General features: G+C 62.2%; 20 protein-coding genes and 1 riboswitch. Of the genes, 12 read left to right on the top strand and 8 right to left on the bottom strand.

Going from position 1 to position 17642, the window contains the following annotated elements; genetic code table 11:
* Window position 1: 1 nt before the first annotated feature.
* The 3 genes from tolQ to ydfG form a co-directional block, all read right to left on the bottom strand.
* Window positions 2–679, bottom strand: a complete 678-nt coding sequence (gene tolQ / locus GH665_RS17650) for a protein TolQ (protein ID WP_012431821.1) — start codon at window positions 677–679, stop codon at window positions 2–4.
* Window positions 680–834: 155 nt separating this feature from the next.
* Entirely contained in the window at window positions 835–1314 is a 480-nt protein-coding gene (gene ybgC, locus GH665_RS17645; protein ID WP_153138556.1) for a tol-pal system-associated acyl-CoA thioesterase, read from the bottom strand.
* Between the two features lie 70 nt (window positions 1315–1384).
* Window positions 1385–2131, bottom strand: a complete 747-nt coding sequence (ydfG, locus tag GH665_RS17640; RefSeq protein WP_153137097.1) for a bifunctional NADP-dependent 3-hydroxy acid dehydrogenase/3-hydroxypropionate dehydrogenase YdfG — start codon at window positions 2129–2131, stop codon at window positions 1385–1387.
* Between the two features lie 238 nt (window positions 2132–2369).
* Window positions 2370–2478: riboswitch (ZMP/ZTP riboswitch) on the top strand.
* Between the two features lie 166 nt (window positions 2479–2644).
* On the opposite strand from ydfG, the gene glyA reads away from it, so the two are divergent.
* The 7 genes from glyA to GH665_RS17605 all read left to right on the top strand — a co-directional run bounded on the left by glyA (window position 2645) and on the right by GH665_RS17605 (window position 7425).
* Window positions 2645–3892 (top strand): serine hydroxymethyltransferase, encoded by a 1248-nt coding sequence (glyA, locus tag GH665_RS17635; RefSeq protein ID WP_153137095.1) that lies wholly within the window; start codon window positions 2645–2647, stop codon window positions 3890–3892.
* Window positions 3893–3898: 6 nt separating this feature from the next.
* Window positions 3899–4381, top strand: coding sequence for a transcriptional regulator NrdR (gene nrdR, locus GH665_RS17630; RefSeq protein WP_027799387.1), 483 nt, complete (start codon window positions 3899–3901; stop codon window positions 4379–4381).
* A gap of 205 nt (window positions 4382–4586) precedes the next feature.
* Entirely contained in the window at window positions 4587–5147 is a 561-nt protein-coding gene (locus GH665_RS17625; protein ID WP_153137092.1) for a GspH/FimT family pseudopilin, read from the top strand.
* Window positions 5144–5602: a type IV pilus modification PilV family protein gene (locus tag GH665_RS17620; RefSeq protein WP_408329456.1), complete on the top strand. Its 459-nt coding sequence runs from the start codon at window positions 5144–5146 to the stop codon at window positions 5600–5602. Before GH665_RS17625 ends, GH665_RS17620 begins: the two co-directional genes overlap by 4 nt.
* Window positions 5599–6408 (top strand): PilW family protein, encoded by an 810-nt coding sequence (locus GH665_RS17615; protein ID WP_153137091.1) that lies wholly within the window; start codon window positions 5599–5601, stop codon window positions 6406–6408. The genes GH665_RS17620 and GH665_RS17615 overlap by 4 nt, the downstream gene beginning before the upstream one ends.
* Window positions 6405–6983 (top strand): pilus assembly PilX family protein, encoded by a 579-nt coding sequence (locus GH665_RS17610; protein ID WP_408274715.1) that lies wholly within the window; start codon window positions 6405–6407, stop codon window positions 6981–6983. The genes GH665_RS17615 and GH665_RS17610 overlap by 4 nt, the downstream gene beginning before the upstream one ends.
* A 10-nt stretch (window positions 6984–6993) precedes the next feature.
* The gene (locus GH665_RS17605) at window positions 6994–7425 is read left to right on the top strand and encodes a type IV pilin protein (RefSeq protein WP_153137089.1); all 432 of its coding nucleotides are present in this window, start codon (window positions 6994–6996) and stop codon (window positions 7423–7425) included.
* A gap of 76 nt (window positions 7426–7501) precedes the next feature.
* On the opposite strand, the gene GH665_RS17600 is transcribed toward GH665_RS17605, so the two are convergent.
* From GH665_RS17600 to GH665_RS17590, 3 genes are all read right to left on the bottom strand, one after another.
* The gene (locus GH665_RS17600; protein WP_153137087.1) at window positions 7502–7981 is read right to left on the bottom strand and encodes a DUF3318 domain-containing protein; all 480 of its coding nucleotides are present in this window, start codon (window positions 7979–7981) and stop codon (window positions 7502–7504) included.
* Window positions 7982–8120: 139 nt separating this feature from the next.
* A complete protein-coding gene (locus GH665_RS17595; protein ID WP_153137084.1) occupies window positions 8121–8507 on the bottom strand; it encodes a phage holin family protein in 387 nt (128 codons plus the stop codon).
* Between the two features lie 148 nt (window positions 8508–8655).
* Window positions 8656–8958 (bottom strand): ElaB/YgaM/YqjD family protein, encoded by a 303-nt coding sequence (locus tag GH665_RS17590; protein WP_028198798.1) that lies wholly within the window; start codon window positions 8956–8958, stop codon window positions 8656–8658.
* A 383-nt stretch (window positions 8959–9341) separates the two neighbouring features.
* Here GH665_RS17590 and GH665_RS17585 point away from each other — a divergent pair, with 383 nt between their 5' ends.
* Window positions 9342–9980: a peroxiredoxin gene (locus tag GH665_RS17585; RefSeq protein ID WP_153137082.1), complete on the top strand. Its 639-nt coding sequence runs from the start codon at window positions 9342–9344 to the stop codon at window positions 9978–9980.
* A gap of 152 nt (window positions 9981–10132) precedes the next feature.
* On the opposite strand, the gene GH665_RS17580 is transcribed toward GH665_RS17585, so the two are convergent.
* Window positions 10133–11323 (bottom strand): acyl-CoA dehydrogenase, encoded by a 1191-nt coding sequence (locus GH665_RS17580; protein WP_153137080.1) that lies wholly within the window; start codon window positions 11321–11323, stop codon window positions 10133–10135.
* A gap of 104 nt (window positions 11324–11427) precedes the next feature.
* On the opposite strand from GH665_RS17580, the gene GH665_RS17575 reads away from it, so the two are divergent.
* On the top strand, window positions 11428–12213 hold the full coding sequence (locus GH665_RS17575; RefSeq protein ID WP_153137078.1) for an IclR family transcriptional regulator: 786 nt from the start codon (window positions 11428–11430) through the stop codon (window positions 12211–12213).
* 63 nt (window positions 12214–12276) lie between these two features.
* Here the strand turns inward: GH665_RS17575 and GH665_RS17570 are convergent, their stop codons facing one another.
* Window positions 12277–13110, bottom strand: coding sequence for an EAL domain-containing protein (locus GH665_RS17570; RefSeq protein WP_028198794.1), 834 nt, complete (start codon window positions 13108–13110; stop codon window positions 12277–12279).
* Between the two features lie 347 nt (window positions 13111–13457).
* On the opposite strand from GH665_RS17570, the gene GH665_RS17565 reads away from it, so the two are divergent.
* From GH665_RS17565 to fahA, 3 genes are read left to right on the top strand one after another with little or no spacing between them, the layout of a single operon-like run.
* Window positions 13458–14819, top strand: coding sequence for an MFS transporter (locus tag GH665_RS17565; protein WP_153137075.1), 1362 nt, complete (start codon window positions 13458–13460; stop codon window positions 14817–14819).
* 47 nt (window positions 14820–14866) lie between these two features.
* The gene (gene hmgA / locus GH665_RS17560) at window positions 14867–16213 is read left to right on the top strand and encodes a homogentisate 1,2-dioxygenase (RefSeq protein WP_153137073.1); all 1347 of its coding nucleotides are present in this window, start codon (window positions 14867–14869) and stop codon (window positions 16211–16213) included.
* On the top strand, window positions 16210–17538 hold the full coding sequence (fahA, locus tag GH665_RS17555) for a fumarylacetoacetase (protein WP_153137071.1): 1329 nt from the start codon (window positions 16210–16212) through the stop codon (window positions 17536–17538). Before hmgA ends, fahA begins: the two co-directional genes overlap by 4 nt.
* Window positions 17539–17642: the final 104 nt, after the last annotated feature.

The following is a 17642-nucleotide window of genomic DNA, read 5'->3' as shown; positions in this document are numbered from 1 at the left end:
CTTACTGTGCCTGACGCTGCAGGATGTTCGAGAATTCTTCGATGAAGGTCTCGAAGCGGATCGCCAGACGGTCGATGTCGTGCGCGTAGCGGTTGTAGGCGACCACGGCCGGAATCGCGGCGAACAGGCCGATTGCGGTGGCAGTCAGCGCTTCGGCGATGCCAGGAGCCACGTTCGCAAGCGTAGCCTGCTGCACGTTGGCGAGGCCGCGGAATGCATTCATGATCCCCCACACCGTACCGAACAGACCGATATACGGGCTGACCGAGCCAACCGACGCGAGAAACGCCAGATTTGCCTCGAGCACGTCCATTTCGCGTTGGAACGCGGCGCGCATGGCGCGGCGCGCGCCGTCGAGAATCGCTCCTGAATCGTTCAGGCGCTTTTCCTTGCCCTTCAGGAATTCGCGCATGCCGGATTCGAAAATCCGTTCCAGCGCGCCGATCGTGTGGCGGTTGTTCGCTGCGCTCTGATAGAGCGCCTGCAGGTCGCCGCCCGACCAGAAGTCGCGTTCGAAGCGTTCAGTTTGCGCGCGGGCCCGGCGGATCGCAAACCACTTGCGGAAGATGAAAGTCCACGACAGCAGCGACAGCAGAAGCAGCAGGGCCATGACGGCCTGTGCCAGAAGGCTCGCATTAAGTACGAGAGAAACGATCGACAGATCTTGTGTAGTGTTCATAAAGGTTCGTTTTAACGTCCCGGAAGGGGGCGTCCGGCTGCAAGGTCACTCGAAGCTTGCCGTGAGCAAAACGGAAGCATCGGCGATATTGCAAGCCGAACCATGCTTTGTGTTGCTTGATCGATATGAGTTCACTGGCCCCGTAACAACGGGGTTCAGTCGTTGTCCGTTGACATACCGCCACCGTTCACGCTTGGCCCGCGCCGCAAAGCAGCGAGAACCGGTGCAGGAATCGCGGTCGGCCGCAGCGCAATACGCTCGACGCAGCCGACCCGGATCGCGCCACTGGCAAGCAGCGTATCGTCGCGCCACGCTTCCTGCGCAAAATCGACGGAGGCGCGGCCGAGACGCTCGATTCGGCTTACCACCTTGACGACATCGTCGAGCCGGGCCGGTGCCCGATAGTCGATTGCAGTACTGCGGACGATGAAGATCGCGTTCGCTTCGTCGGCAAGCCGGTTCTGGTCGACGCCGCACGCGCGCAGCCATTCGGTGCGCGCCCGCTCAAAAAATTTCAGGTAGTTCGCGTAAAACACGATGCCGCCGGCGTCGGTATCTTCGTAGTACACGCGGATTGGCCACGTGAAGCCGATTTCCGTGCCGGGCTGGCTGGTCGACATATTCATGCGGCGCATTTTACCGGAACGCACACCCCGAGGTCTGTATCAAGATGTGCGCCCCGCCCGGCGGGCCTCAGCCGGGATTTCAGCCGCGCTGTACCGACAAAGCGGAGAACGATTGGGCCACCGGCATCAGCTCGATCGTGTTGACGTTGACGTGTGCAGGCCGGGTGGCGACCCAATAGATCGAGTCGGCGATGTCCTCGGGCGTCAGCGGTTGTACGTTTTCGTACATTTTGGCTGCTTTTTCGTCGTTTCCACGAAAACGCACGTTCGAAAACTCGGTGCCGCCGCACAGGCCCGGCTCGATGTTGGTCACGCGTAATGCCGTGCCGGCCAGATCGGCCCGCAGATTCAGGCTGAACTGGTGCACGAATGCCTTGGTGGCGCCATAGACGTTGCCACCCGCGTACGGCCAGCTTCCCGCCGCCGAACCCAGATTCAAAATGTGGCCACGGTTGCGCTCCACCATGCCGGGCAGGAGCGCGTGCGTGATCTGCACGAGGCCCGTGCAGTTGGTCTCGATCATGGTGTTCCATTCGTCGAGGCTCGCCTTTTGCGCCGGTTCGATGCCGAGTGCGAGGCCGGCGTTATTGACGAGCACGTCGAGCGCCGCGAAGTCGGCCGGCAGGGAGGCCGGCACCGCCTCGACGGCGGCGCGATCGCGCACGTCGAGCTCGTACGGCAGAAGGGCGTCGCCGAGTTCGTCGGCGAGTGCCTGCAGGCGGTCTTTACGGCGCGCGGTGGCGACGACGCGGTGGCCGCCCTTGACGAAAGCTCGGGCGATAGCGGCGCCGAATCCCGCGGACGCTCCGGTGACGAACACGATCATTGCAGTTTCCTGGCTGGTAGAGGAGAAAGGTCCCAAGCCTACTTCCAATGCGGCGCTGCGGCAAGGATGAACCAGCCGTACAAACGGCTGGGGGAGGCACGCAGAGCGGGTTCCGGGTCCGTTTTGACCGGCCGTTGGCGCGCGGCTTGCGGCGGCGCCACAACCGGCTTGGCGAGCACCCGCCGGGGCGGCGGGAAGCCGGTTGCCTATTCGATCCTCTTCCAATAAACTAACGCGCTCATCCCTGCGTGACTGGCGATAGAACCGGTTCAAGCAATCGGATTCAAGGTGGAACAACCCACCGTGAAGCGCGGGGTGCCGTTTTGCCGTTCGCCTGGGCAGCTGTGATCCGCGCGCATTTATCTGCGCTGACGGTGGCTGTCCTGCCTCGCGTGTGCGGCGAATCTCCATCCGCCACGTCAGGGCTGGCCCAGCCGCCAGCAGCGCTGCGTACCCTCTACGCAAGATTCGGCGCACGATCCGGTCAACCTGAACACACTCAACGGAATCCGTATGTTTGATAGAGCCCAAAGCACCATCGCCAACGTCGATCCTGAACTCTGGAGCGTCATCCAGCAGGAAAACCGCCGTCAGGAAGAGCACATCGAACTGATCGCGTCGGAAAACTACACGAGCCCGGCCGTGATGGCTGCGCAGGGCTCGCAACTCACCAACAAGTACGCCGAAGGGTACCCGGGCAAGCGCTATTACGGCGGCTGCGAATACGTCGACATCGCTGAGCAGCTGGCGATCGACCGCGTCAAGCAACTGTTCGGCGCCGAAGCCGCCAACGTGCAGCCGAACTCCGGCTCGCAGGCGAACCAGGGCGTGTTCTTCGCCATGCTCAAGCCGGGCGACACGATCATGGGCATGAGCCTCGCGCACGGCGGTCACCTGACGCACGGTTCGCCGGTCAACATGTCGGGCAAGTGGTTCAACGTGGTGAGCTACGGCCTGAACGAAGCTGAAGACATCGACTACGAAGCCGCTGAGAAGCTGGCTCAGGAACATAAGCCGAAGCTGATCGTGGCGGGCGCCTCCGCGTTCGCGCTGCGTATCGATTTCGAACGCCTGTCGAAGATCGCCAAGTCGGTTGGCGCGTATTTCATGGTCGACATGGCGCATTATGCCGGCCTGATCGCCGCGGGCGTCTACCCGAACCCGGTGCCGCACGCCGATTTCGTCACCACCACCACGCACAAGAGCCTGCGCGGCCCGCGCGGCGGTGTGATCCTGATGAAGGCCGAGTTCGAAAAGCAGATCAACTCGGCAATTTTCCCGGGCATTCAAGGTGGTCCGCTGATGCACGTGATCGCCGGCAAGGCCGTCGCGTTCAAGGAAGCACTGTCGCCGGAGTTCAAGACCTATCAGCAACAAGTCGTCGAGAACGCGCGCGTGCTGGCTGAAACGTTGGTCAAACGTGGTCTGCGCATCGTCTCGGGGCGCACTGAAAGCCACGTGATGCTGGTCGATCTGCGCGCGAAGAAGATCACCGGCAAGGCGGCGGAAGCTGCGCTCGGTGCGGCGCACATCACGGTCAACAAGAACGCGATTCCGAACGACCCGGAAAAACCGTTCGTTACGAGCGGCGTGCGTCTCGGCTCGCCTGCCATGACCACGCGCGGCTTCGGCGTCAAGGAAGCGGAGCAGGTGGGTAACCTGATCGCCGATGTGCTGGACAACCCGGAAGACGCAGCCACGATCGAACGTGTGCGTGCACAAGTCGCTGAGCTGACCCAGCGCTTCCCGGTTTACCGTTAAGACGCCATGCATTGCCCCTTCTGCCGTCACGCCGATACGCAAGTTGTGGATTCCCGCGTATCCGAAGACGGCGCGACGATTCGCCGGCGCCGCCGCTGCCCGGCCTGCGACAAACGTTTTACGACGTATGAGCGGGTCGAGCTGGCGTTGCCGTCGGTCGTCAAGAAGGATGGCAGCCGCACGGAATTCGATCGCCGCAAGATCGTCGCAAGCATGCAACTGGCGCTGCGCAAGCGCCCGGTCGCAGCGGACGCGATCGATGCGGCTGTCGCGCGTATCGAATATCAACTGCTCGGCAGCGGCGAGCGCGAGGTGCGCAGCGAGCGCCTCGGCGAACTCGTGATGAACGAGTTGCGTGCGCTCGACACCATTGCTTACGTACGTTTCGCTTCTGTCTACCGGCGCTTCGAAGACGTCTCCGAATTCGAGGACGTGATCGAGGAATTTCGCCGCGCCTCTTCTCCTCCCAAGCCTTCTCGCAAGCGCTGATTGCTGCCGTACCCGAAGCCGGGCTCCAGGTTCTGTTTTCCGCTGCGTAGGTTCACGCATCTGCATCTCCACTCCCGTTATGGTCCGTTACGCGTGCATTTTTGCGCGGGATAGCGTCTGAGTGCCACCTGGCCATTCGGCCGATTGTTGACCCGTTTGCGAATCGCTAGATTGGCTGCATTCTTTGCAACGATCAGGGATGCAGATGAAATGGAATGCAGTCTGTTGGCGGCAGCATCGCGGCTTTACGCTTGTGGAAACACTGGCTGTTGTCACGCTGCTGTCGATAATCGCGGTGATGGCGACGCCGTCGTTCGTTGCGTGGCATTTGCGCGACCAGGTCGACGCTCGCGCAAAAGTGCTTGCCGCAACACTCGCTTATGCGCGCAGCGAGGCATTGCGTCGCGGTGCTCGCGTCACGGTGTGCCGAATCGATGCGGCGCGGCATTGCCTTGCCGCAGGGCAAGCTTGCGGCAACGGCGTCACCGACTGGTCATGCGGCTGGGCCGTATTGGCCGAGCGGGGCGGTACGCTTTCGCTGCTGCGCGCCCAGCCATCGCTCGCAGCGGTCAGCATCACCGGGACGCAGACCAGTCTCACGTTTACGCCGCCGGCGGGGCAGCTAATCGGTGCCTTCCGCAGCTTCGATATCGCGCCGCGCGTGCCTTCAAAAGCGACGCGGGGTGACCAGTGGCGGCGCTGCATCCGCATCGCGGCAGGCGGGCGGCCGCGGATTGTCGCAGGCGCCTGTGGAGCGGCATCATGAGCCGATATCCGTCGCGCCCGCGGGCGCACAACGGCCCGGTAAGCGGCTCAACAGGGCATCGAGGTAGTTCGCTGATTGAAGTGATGCTGGCCGTTGCGCTGCTGGCAGTGACGACGCTCGGGTTGATCGCCGGTCAATTGTGGATTGCACGCGAAGCCCATGCGATGGCAATGCGCGAGCACGCGGCATGGATTGTCGATGCCGTCGCCGAGGCGATGCGCGAGCCTGCGGCAGGCGATTCTGCGATCAGGCAATGGAGTACGCTTGCTGCGGCCCTGTTGCCGCACGGCGAGGCGTCGGTACGGGAAAGCGGCGGTGTGTCTGCCGCGCGTGTCACCTGGGCGGCCATGCGCAATCTGCCGCGTGCCGACGAGGTTATCGACAAGCCCGAGTCGTGCGGCGGTGCGGATGTTCCCGCGGGCTCCTCATGTGTCGCGCTGGCGTTCGCGAAATGATGCGACGTATCGAGAGCACGCGTGGTCATACGCTCGTCGAATTAGTGATCGCAATCGCACTGGGATTGGTGGTGACCGCCGGTGCGGTCTCGCTCTACACAACGCAGCGTAACGTGTTCGAGCGCGAGAGCGATGCGATGCGGATCCGCGAAGCCGGCCTGACCGCGCTTACGCTGCTGGGGCAGCAACTTCAAATGGCCGGCTTCGTGCCTGCGGACGTCGTGAGATTCAACAGTCCGCCAGCGTTGTTCGGATGTTCGGGAGGACGCCCGGCCGGCACGGACAGCAGCGTTGCCTGCGAGGCATTACCTGGCCGCTCGGACGGCATTCTGATTCGCTATGTCGGAGACGCCGTGTCGACATGGCCGTCGGCGACCGGCCAATCGACCGACTGTCTGGGTCAGGCTGTAACGAACAACGATGCGGCACTCGGTGGCCAGGGCGTGTTAGTGGTCAATCGATACTTCGCCAGGGTCAGCGGGTCGACGGGTGAGCCGGAACTTTACTGTGAAGGCAATGGCAAGCCAGGGTCCACGCAACCGCTGGTCGAAGGCGTCGAACGTGTGCGTTTCAAGTACTGGCTGCGCGGCGGGCTGGCGGCCGTAGACGCTTCGGTAGTGACGGCCAGTCAATGGGCGGAGATCGTCGCCGTCGACCTTTGCGTACTTGTTCGCGGAGCGCCGCAAGGGCGGCGCGTGCGCTATGTGGATTGCGATGGCGTGAGCGCTCTGGGCACCGACATGCGCGCGCGGCAGGCCTTCTGGCGGCGGGCGGCGATGCGTAATCACCCGGAGGATTCCCCATGACAGGAGAACTTCGTGGTCCGACGCGTCGTGTGTCGCTGAAATATCCGGCACGTTCTATCCATACCGGTCTTGGATCACGTATTCGCAACGTCGGCACTGTTCTGCCGATCGTCCTGCTGATTTCCGCGATGATGTTGACCACCTCCGCGGCCTGGTTCGAAACATCGCTAGCGGCGGCGCGCGGCGCCAATAACGCGCGCGACTACCTGCAGGCATTTCATGCCGCGGATTCGGCGCTGACCCTCTGTGCGCGGAGCGCGATTGCCGCGGCAGCTTTCGAATCGCAGCCAGTGGCTTCGCTCTTGCCCGGCGAGCCGACGCAATGGAAGCGCGAAGCCGCCTTTGAGGCCGGCGCTGTCGCGCCGGTCGCGCAGTGGCCAGGATCGCTGCGTGCGCCGCAATGTTTGATCGAAGCCTGGCGTCTGGGCACGCGCGCCGATGCCCGCGCCTATTTACTCACCTCGCGTGGCTTTGGCCGGACGGAAGAGTCGCAGGTGTGGTTGCAGATGGAACTCGTGGTCGAGGGTGAACAGATCGAGCGCCATTGGCGTCATGTCGTGGCGCGACCATTTTGACGGGAGGTTCATGACGAGGCAGCACACGTGGGCATTTACGCTACTGGAACTGATGATCGCGCTGGCAATAGCGGCGACGCTGGTCGTTTTTGCTGTGCCCTCCTACCGGAACCATGTTGCACGAACGCACAGGATCGACGCGGCATCCGCGCTTTATCGAGCCGCGCAATTCGTCGAGCGAGCGGCAAGCGACGGCGCCGCGACATTGCCGCCGGGCCTGGATCAGACGCCACAATTCGGCACGCCAATCTATCGGCTGCAAGTGCTGCCGGCGGACGACACAAACGGCGGTTATTCGGTAGAGGCCGCACCGATCGATAGCGGTCCGATGCGCGACGACGCTTGTGGAGCCTTTACGCTGGATGCGACGGGGTTGCGAGGCAATAGAAGCGGCGCAAGCAGAACCGTGCCGGCAAGCGGCGAGTGCTGGAATACGAGCTAGGGTCCGCTACCGGGAACGAGCCGACCAGGGAGTCGAAACGCAATGGCACACAGACAGGCCATGCTTGTGCGGCCTCTCAGTATCCGCTATCGACAGCACCTTCATTGTCGTCGGTAGACGTGGCGGAGTCGCTCTTCATTTGCTGCCAGATTCGATACGCTTCCCAGGCGGCAAGCGCAAGGCCGCCCCATTTGAGCGCGGGCTTTGCACTCGCGGCAAGCGTTGCGCGCAGCGGCTTGGCCAGTATCAGCGATGCAATCGAGCTGATGAGCGGATATTGTTTGAGAAGCGCGCCGATGCTCCCTGCGTTGAGAAAGCCCGCCTTCGATCCGCTACCCACGCGCAAGCCGCCGAAGCCCGGCACAATGAATTTGAGCCAGCTGAAGTGCGTGACGGCCTGCCGCAGTTCGATGGTCGCCTGGGCGAGTTCCAGGCGCTCGACATCCGCGCGCACCAGCAGCAATTCCTTGCGCAGCGCTCGCAGGTGCGGCGCGCTCAGATCCTTGGCCTGGTAGCGTTTGTTGCGAAAGGCGGTATCGGAATGGGATTGGCTCATGGCGTGTCGGCTGCAGTGGAAGTGGGGCGGTAAAACGGTGCTGCAAATCGCTCGAGGTGTTTGCGGAGTATCTGCAAAAAATTGCAAGGCGGTTGAGGCGCGTCCAGTAACCCAACATCAACCCAATCCGCCTACCGCATCACGGTTTGCGAAACAGGTCGCGGTCTTTTTCGAACTCGGCAAGGGTGGCTTCGAACACCATTGGGGCATTGCGCAAACCGCTGCGCGCTTTCAGTGCACAGACTATTCCAGCAATGGCATAAACCGCCGTGATGCTGGCGAGCGCTTGCCAGCGATAGGTGTCCCAGAACGCGATCGCGATCAGCGCCGTCAAGGCGATCAGGGCCATCGTCGCGAGCATCATGGCGGCGAGGCCGAGGAACAGCACGCCGATCAGACGATCTTTTTCTTCGGCGAGTTCGATCCCGACCAGTTCAAGCCGCGTTTGCAAAATGGCAAACACGGATCCGATGATACGGCGCAACGGACTATGTTCGCCGTGCTGCGATTGTGTTTCGATCGTCATGGCTTTGGGCGTTGCGCGTGAAGGCCTAACCGGCGCGTGAAAACGAGCGCGCCAAGAGAAGCGGACCGGCCAGACATGCGCCGGTCAACTTGATTCGCTGGTGTGCCGGACGGGATACGCCGTGGCAGAGTCACCAGTGTGAGCAGTGTTACTTGCGGTTGATCAACAGCCCGAGCAGTACGCCGGCGCCCGCGGCGATGCCGATGGATGCCCACGGATGCTCGTGCACGTAATCGTCGGTAGCGCGGGCGGCCTTCTTGCCTTTCTCGACCACCACGACCTGTACGTCAGCCGCCTTTTCCTTAGCCTGCTTCAGGCGCGTAAGCGCCGTTTCACGCAGTTCCGAAGCGCGCTCGCCAGTGGCGCTCGCGGCCTGTTTCAGCAAATCTTCAGCGTCCGCGAGGACGGTTTTGATATCCGACATCAATCTCTCCTTGTTGACTTCCGACATTGACAGCTCCCCTTCGTCTCACGCCACGCGTGAATCGTAACCAAAGAAACGGCCGCTGGCGAGCGCAGTGCTCGGTTCTTGAAAACGAACGCACGAACCGTTCCTGGTTGAAGCAAAGCTGCAAGACTCCCTCTTTGCGGCACCGTGCAGCAAAGTTTGCCTAAGATGGAGTTGATCTGTCCCGCAAAGTTTCCACTAAAACGGTGAAAATTACAAAAACGCATAAAGTAGTGACGCGATGTTCGTTAGGTGTGTACGGCCACTCCCGTATGCTGTAGTTTTGCCAGGGGCGCTTTGCCAGGGGCGCTTTGCTAGGGGCGCTGTAGCGTGGCGTCGCCGGCGAATACGCGCGGAATGTCCGAACACAATCAAGGAGCTGCATTATGAGTCTACGTCTTGGCGATATCGCGCCGGATTTCGAGCAGGAGTCGAGTGTTGGCCGCATCAGGTTCCACGAATGGCTGGGTGACAGTTGGGGGGTGCTGTTCTCGCATCCCGCCGATTTCACGCCGGTCTGCACGACCGAACTGGGTTTGACGGCGAAGCTGGCCGGCGAATTCGAGAAGCGCAATGTCAAGACGATTGCGTTGTCTGTCGACAGCGCCGAATCGCACAAGGAATGGATCAAGGACATTAACGAGACGCAAGCCGCCAATGTCGGTTTTCCGATTCTCGCCGACGGCGACCGCAAGGTCTCCCAGTTGTACGACATGATTCACCCGAACGCCAGTGAGACGTTCACGGTCCGCTCGCTGTTCGTGATCGATCCGAAAAAGAAGGTGCGTTTGACCATTACGTATCCGGCCAGCACCGGGCGCAACTTCGACGAAGTGCTGCGCGTGATCGACTCGCTGCAACTCACCGACTCTCACTCGGTCGCCACGCCCGGCAACTGGAAGCAGGGCGACGACGTGGTGATCGTGCCGTCGTTGAAAGATGAAGAAGTCATCAAGCAGAAATTTCCGAAGGGATACAAGGCGCTGCGCCCCTACCTGCGTTTGACGCCGCAGCCGAACAAGTAAGCGGCTGACGCAGCATCCGGCGCCCTCCTGGATTCATGGTGGCGCCGCAATAGAAAAAGGCCGGTTCACAGGAACCGGCCTTTTCTTTTCCACCCAGCAACTCAGCGGCCAGAATCAGACCGCGAAACGCCGCCATCAACGCAATCGGCCCGTCAGAAAAACGCTTGAATCCCGGTTTGCGCGCGCCCGAGGATCAGCGCGTGGATGTCGTGCGTCCCTTCATAGGTGTTCACGACTTCCAGATTGACCAGATGCCGTGCGATGCCGAACTCGTCCGAGATGCCGTTGCCGCCGAGCATGTCGCGCGCGAGCCGCGCAATGTCCAGCGCCTTGCCGCACGAATTGCGTTTCATGATCGACGTAATTTCGACGGCAGCCGTGCCTTCGTCTTTCATGCGGCCCAGACGCAAAACGCCTTGCAGACCGAGCGTGATTTCGGTTTGCATGTCGGCGAGTTTTTTCTGGATCAGCTGGTTCGCGGCGAGCGGCCGGCCAAACTGCTTGCGGTCCAGCACGTATTGACGCGCCGTGTGCCAGCACGCCTCAGCCGCGCCGAGCGCGCCCCAGGCAATCCCGTAGCGCGCCGAGTTCAGGCACGTGAAGGGGCCGCGCAAGCCGCTGACCTCGGGGAAGCGATTTTCTTCCGGCACGAACACCTCGTCGAGCACGATTTCGCCGGTGATCGAAGCGCGCAGGCCAACCTTGCTATGGATGACCGGCGCCGACAGCCCCTTCCACCCCTTCTCGAGAATGAAGCCGCGAATCGAGTCCTTGCCGTTTTCCTCGAGCTTTGCCCACACGACGAACACGTCGGCGATTGGCGAATTGGTGATCCACATCTTCGAGCCCGACAGCGAATAGCCGCCGTCGACCTTTTTCGCCCGCGTGACCATGCTGCCCGGATCGGAGCCGTGGTTCGGCTCGGTCAGTCCGAAGCAGCCGATCCATTCGCCAGTGGCGAGCTTCGGCAGGTACTTCTGCTTTTGCGCTTCCGAGCCGAATTCGTAGATCGGCACCATCACGAGCGACGATTGCACCGACATCATCGACCGGTAGCCGGAGTCGACGCGCTCCACTTCCCGCGCGATCAGACCGTACGCCACGTAGTTCAGGCCGGGGCCGCCGTATTGCTCCGGAATCGTCGGCCCGAGCAGCCCGAGCTCGCCCATTTCGCGGAAGATCTCAATGTCGGTCTTCTCGTGACGGAACGCTTCGAGCACGCGCGGCTGCAGCTTGTCCTGCGAGTAAGCGGCGGCGGCGTCGCGCACCATGCGTTCGTCTTCGGTGAGCTGCTGATCCAGCAGCAACGGGTCTTCCCAGTGAAACTGCGCGGCCTCTGCCATGACGTATCTCCTGATTCCTTGCTTGACCAAAACGGATCTGTGCTTGACTTAAGTTCCGCTATGCGGAACAATGTTTTGCAAACCACGACCGAGTGTATCACCACATGACGCCTGCATCCACTCTCTCCGAACCGCTCGACGAGCGAAAATTTGTCGTCGCCCTCGCTCGTGGTCTGGACCTGCTGCGCGCGTTCAAGCCGGGCGACACGATGCTCGGTAATCGCGATTTCGTCGAACGCACGGGTTTGCCGAAGGCGACCGTCAACCGTTTGACCTACACGCTGACCATGCTCGGCTATCTGCGGTTCGACGAAACCTTGGGTAAATATGCGCTCGACGCCGGTGTGCTGTCGCTAGGTTTCGCGCTGCTCTCGGGTACCGACACGCTCGAACTCGCGCGTCCGCATATGCGTACCTTCGCGCGCGAAGTGGGCGCGGCGGTGTCGCTCGGGTGCCGCGACGGCCTCGACATGATTTATCTGGAGACGATCCGCAGCGAAACCGCGTTGACGCTCGGACTCGCCTCCGGTTCGAAACTGTCGATGCTGACGAGTTCGATGGGGCGCGCGTATCTGGCGGTGCAAGCGCTGGACGTGCGCGTCGCATTGCTGGCCGAGCTCAAGAAAGCAGCCGGCAAGGAGGGCGCTGCACTGCTGGCGGATGCCGAAAAGGAAATCGAAGCCTTCGCGCACGAGCGTTGCTGCTATTCGTTCCGCGCGTGGCATGACGACGTGAACGCGGTCGCGGTGCCGTTTCGCGAGCCACGCGAAGGCCGCTGGCTGGTGCTGAGTTGCAGCGGGCCGGCGTCGTCGATGGGGGAGGAGGTGTTTCGGGAAATCGTGGCGCCGCGTCTGAAGGCGCTGGCGCGCCGTCTGGGGGATACCGGTTGAGCGCCGGGCAGGCTCAACCCCGGCTGATCCGGACGAGCTCCGGTGAATCCCCGGCGAACCGGGTCACACTGCCCGATCGTGATAGTGCGCGGTGAACAACGGCCCTTGCACGAAGCGCACGTCGTACTGCTGCAGCGCGAGGAACTGCGGCTCATCGATCACCCGATTGAAGATCAACGGGACCCGCAGCCGGCTCGCATAGCCGACTAGCGGCTTCACCATCGCATCGCGCAACGCGATTGCCGCGTCCATCTTGATGAAGTCGAGCCGCGCCGTTTCCGAGACCGACAGAATCTGCCCCGCGTTCGACAGATTCCCCGCCACCTTGAAGCCGTAGCGCTGATAGCTCGTGGTCAGATAACCAAGGAACGTCTTATGCGCGACCGCTGCCGCGGGCAGCTCGATTACCACGCGCGACGGGTTCAGCCCGAACGACAGCAGCACACTCGAGAAATGCCGTCCGTGGTCGTACTTGACGCTCTTGAGCAGGCGCTCGTGCACCCGCAGAAACAACAGCCCGTGCCGCTGCGCGCCGAAGAAATTGATTGCGTGCAACGCGCGTGACATGCGATCGAGCGCGACCAGTTGCTGATCGTCGGCGATACGGTCGAAGGGATCGAAAGCGTCGAAGGCCGCGCCGTCGAGACGTTGCGTGACCGCCTGAAACCCAAGTTCATCGCCGAAACGATCCACGCCTTCGGCGCCCGACGTCAGCGACTGCGCCAACGCATGCACGCTGATGTCGAAGATCGGCTCATAGGCACTGGCAAGCTCGACGCCGTCGAACCGCGCCAGCGCGATCTCGCTATGCACGCCCGTTCCCATCACCAGATGTTCGCCGAGAAAGGGGTGCTCGGCGGCACGGGCAATCAGGTTGGGAATGGTCGGCGGAATCATGTAGGCGAATGGATGGAGATAGGTGCGCACTGGGCGCCCGGCAACACGACGCGGTTGCCGCATCCATTGATGGTAGCAGTCCGCGCCGCGCGCACTTGAACAAAATGCTCATAACGTTATCGGTCGAGCGCCTGTCAGCACGGGCTGCCGGAGTATTCATGGCGAGCATTCAGGGTATACGTTAATTTCACTATTCGTAATTGGTTTTACTATACGTAAATCCCTGCGCGGTTGCGCAGGGCGGTGGCGTCCGCGTTTTCTTCGGGGGAAAAGGCGCCTGCCTTGGCGGACCGTCGTTTGGTGCGCACCGCGAATCAGCAATCCAGTCAGGAAGAGGGGACGACCTAATGAGTGCCAAACCGGCCGCAGCCGCCGCCAATGTCATCGAAGTCGAGCGCGTGCTCGGCGAAACGCATCACCCCGCATTTCAATTGATGCTGCTCGTGCTGTGCGGGCTGTGTCTCGTGATCGACGGCTTCGACGCGCAGGCGATGGGCTACGTCGCGCCGAGCGTGATCGGTGAATGGCATGTTTCCAAGGCGGCGCTCGGGCCAGTGTTCAGCGCCAGTCTGTTCGGCATGTTGCTGGGCGCGCTGGGCTTGTCGGTGCTGGCTGACCGGATCGGCCGGCGTCCGGTTTTGATCGGTGCGACGTTTTTCTTCGCCCTGTCGATGCTGGCCACGCCCTTCGCCACGACGATCCCTGTCTTGATCACGCTGCGCTTCATCACCGGCCTTGGCCTCGGCTGCATCATGCCGAACGCGATGGCGCTGGTCGGCGAGTTCTCCACCCCCGCGCATCGCGTCAAGCGCATGATGCTGGTGTCGTGTGGTTTCACGCTGGGCGCGGCGCTGGGCGGCTTCGTCAGTGCCGCGCTGATTCCCGCGTACGGCTGGCGCGCGGTGTTCTGGGTGGGCGGCGCGGTGCCCTTGCTGCTCGCGTTCGCGATGCTCGCGGCGTTGCCGGAGTCGCTGCAATTTCTCGTCCTCAAAGGACGCAGCGATCGCGCTTTACGCTGGCTCGCCAGGTTCGATCCGACGTTGCCGATCGATGTGAACACGCGCGTCGTCGTGCGTGAGAAGGGCAACGGCGGCGCGCCGGTTGCCGAGCTGTTCCGTGCGGGACGTGGTGCTGTCACGCTGATTCTGTGGGCGATCAGTTTCATGAACCTGATCGATCTTTATTTCCTGTCGAACTGGCTGCCCACCGTGATGCGCGACGCCGGCTACTCGCCGGGCACGGCAGTGATCGTCGGCACGGTGCTGCAAACCGGTGGCGTGGTCGGCACTTTGCTGCTTGGCTGGTTCATCGAGCGTTTTGGCTTTGTGCGCGTACTGTTTGTGTGTTTCGCGGGTGCGGCGCTGGCGGTCGGTACCATCGGTACGGTGGCGCATGCGTTGCCGTGGCTGCTGCTTGTCGTGTTCGTGGGCGGCTTCTGCGTGGTTGGCGGTCAACCTGCGGTCAACGCGCTGGCCGGCCACTTTTACCCGACCGCGTTGCGTTCCACCGGCATCGGCTGGAGCCTCGGCATCGGCCGCATCGGCTCGGTGATCGGGCCGCTGGTCGGCGGACAACTGATTGCACTGAACTGGTCGAACGAATCGCTGTTTCACGCGGCTGCGATGCCGGTGCTGTGCTCCGCGCTGCTGGTGATCGCACTGGCCGCGGCGACACGGCAACGCAGCCCATCCGAGTCGCGCACAGCCTGAGATAAACCGCTCACGCCAGCAGATCGAGTATCAACGGAGAACCTTGCATGGAAACCTCAACCCGTACACCGAATACCGTGAGTTCGCGGCTCGAGATCGAGCCGGGCTATCAGTCGGGATTCGCGAACGAATTCGCTTCAGAGGCTTTGCCGGGCGCGTTGCCCGAAGGCCGCAATTCGCCGCAGCGTGCGGCCTATGGCTTGTACGCGGAGCAGTTGTCGGGCACCGCGTTCACGGCGCCGCGCGGACACAATCGCCGTTCGTGGTTGTACCGGATTCGTCCGGCGGCCGTTCACAAACCGTTCACGCAACTGCCGTCGGAACGGCTCGTCGCCAACTTCGCCGAAGTGCCGCCTACGCCTCCCAATCAGTTGCGCTGGGATGCGTTGCCCATGCCCACCGAGCCGACCGATTTCATCGACGGTTGGGTGACGATGGCAGGCAACGGTTCGGCCGAAGCGATGAACGGCTGCGCGATCCACCTGTACGCCGCGAATCGCTCGATGCAGGACCGCTTCTTCTACAGCGCCGACGGCGAGTTGCTGATCGTGCCGCAGGAAGGCCGCCTGCATATCGCCACGGAAATGGGCCAACTCGATGTCGAGCCGTTCGAGATCGCCGTGATCCCGCGCGGTGTGCGCTTCGCGGTGAGCCTGCCGGATGGCGCGGCGCGCGGCTACATCTGCGAGAACTTCGGCGCATTGCTGCGTCTGCCGGACCTCGGCCCGATCGGTTCGAACGGCCTTGCCAATCCGCGCGATTTCCTCACGCCGCATGCCGCGTATGAAGACCGCGAAGGCAACTTTGAACTCGTCGCCAAGATGAACGGCAATCTGTGGCGCGCGGACATCGGCCATTCACCGCTCGATGTAGTGGCGTGGCATGGCAACTACGCGCCGTACAAATATGACCTGCGCCGCTTCAACACGATTGGCTCGATCAGCTTCGACCATCCGGACCCGTCGATCTTTCTGGTGCTGCAGTCGCAAAGCGATACGCCGGGTGTCGATACGATCGACTTCGTGATTTTCCCGCCGCGCTGGCTCGCGGCCGAAGATACGTTCCGGCCACCCTGGTTCCATCGCAACGTGGCAAGCGAATTCATGGGTCTCGTGCACGGCGTGTACGACGCGAAGGCCGAGGGTTTCGTGCCGGGCGGCGCGAGCCTGCACAACTGCATGTCGGGTCATGGGCCGGACGCGGATACCTTCGAGAAGGCGTCGCACAGCGATACGTCCACACCGAAGAAGGTCGGCGACACGATGGCCTTCATGTTCGAAACGCGCACCCCGATCAAGCCGACCCGTTTCGCGCTCGAAACGGCGCAACTGCAGGCGCATTACTACGAGTGCTGGCAAGGTCTCAAAAAACACTTCAACCCGGAGCAACGATGAACGCATTGAGCGATCTTCAGGCGACGCTCGATCCGTCGCGCAAGAGCTGGGTCGAGTCGGCTAACGACCCGACCAACGATTTTTCGATCCAGAACCTGCCGTTCGGCATTTTCAGCGACAAGACCAACGCCGCGCGGCGCGTGGGTGTGGCGATCGGCGATGAGATCGTCGATCTGAGCGTGCTTAAATCCTCCGGCTTGCTCAAGCTTCCGGTCGTCTCGGCCGATCAATTCATTGCGCTGAAGGATCGGGCGTTCGAGCAGGACACCCTCAACGATTTCATCTCGCTTGGCCGCGATGCATGGCGCAGCGTGCGCATCCAGTTGAGCAATCTGCTGGCGCGCGACACCGCGACCTTGCGCGACGATGCCGCCTTGCGCTCAAAAGCCCTGGTGCGCCAGGCCGATGCGCAACTGCATTTGCCCGTGCAGATTCCGGGCTACACCGATTTCTATTCGTCGAAAGAGCACGCGACCAATGTGGGTTCGATGTTCCGCGATCCTAAGAATGCGCTGTTGCCGAACTGGTCGGAGATGCCGATCGGCTACAACGGACGTGCGTCGTCGGTGGTGGTAAGCGGCACGGCGGTGCGGCGGCCCAACGGTCAGTTGAAACTGCCGGATCAGGAACGTCCGGTGTTCGGCGCGTGCCGCAAGCTGGATATCGAACTGGAGACTGGTTTCGTGATCGGCAGCGGCAATACGCTGGGCGAGCCGATTGCGTGTGCCGATGCCGAAGCGCACATCTTCGGCATGGTGCTGTTGAACGACTGGAGCGCGCGCGATATCCAGCAATGGGAATACGTGCCGCTCGGTCCGTTCAACGCGAAGACATTCGCGACGACGATCTCGCCGTGGATCGTGACGCTCGACGCGCTCGAACCGTTCCGCGTCGAACAGCCGGTGCAGGAGCCGCAACCGTTGGCGTACTTGCGCCACGACGGCAAGCACGCGTTCGACATCTCACTGGAAGTGACGCTGCGGCCGCAAACCGCAAAGCAGGCCACCACGATCTCGCGTACCAACTTCAAGCACATGTACTGGACGATGGCGCAACAGCTCGCGCATCACACAGTATCGGGCTGCAACACGCGGGTCGGCGATCTGATGGGCTCCGGCACGATCAGCGGCCCCACTGCGGATTCATGCGGCAGCCTGCTCGAATCCACCTGGAATGGCAAGAATCCGCTCGAGTTGAAGGAAGGCGGCACGCGAGGGTTTATCGAAGACGGCGACGAACTGACGCTTGCCGGATGGTGCCAGGGTGATGGCTACCGTGTCGGCTTCGGGACGTGCGTTGGAGAAATTCTGCCGGCGTTGAAATAACGCGGAAGAAGCGTGGAAGAAGCGCGAAAGAAGCGTGGAACAAGCGCGGCTCGAAGCGCAATGCAAAACGGGGAGGCCATCGCGGCTTCCCCGTTTTGCGTACC

This window comes from Paraburkholderia agricolaris, assembly GCF_009455635.1.
GTDB classification, from domain to species: Bacteria; Pseudomonadota; Gammaproteobacteria; order Burkholderiales; family Burkholderiaceae; genus Paraburkholderia; species Paraburkholderia agricolaris.
The sequence above is the reverse complement of the archived record's forward strand: the minus strand, read 5'-3'. Positions and strand labels throughout refer to the sequence as shown.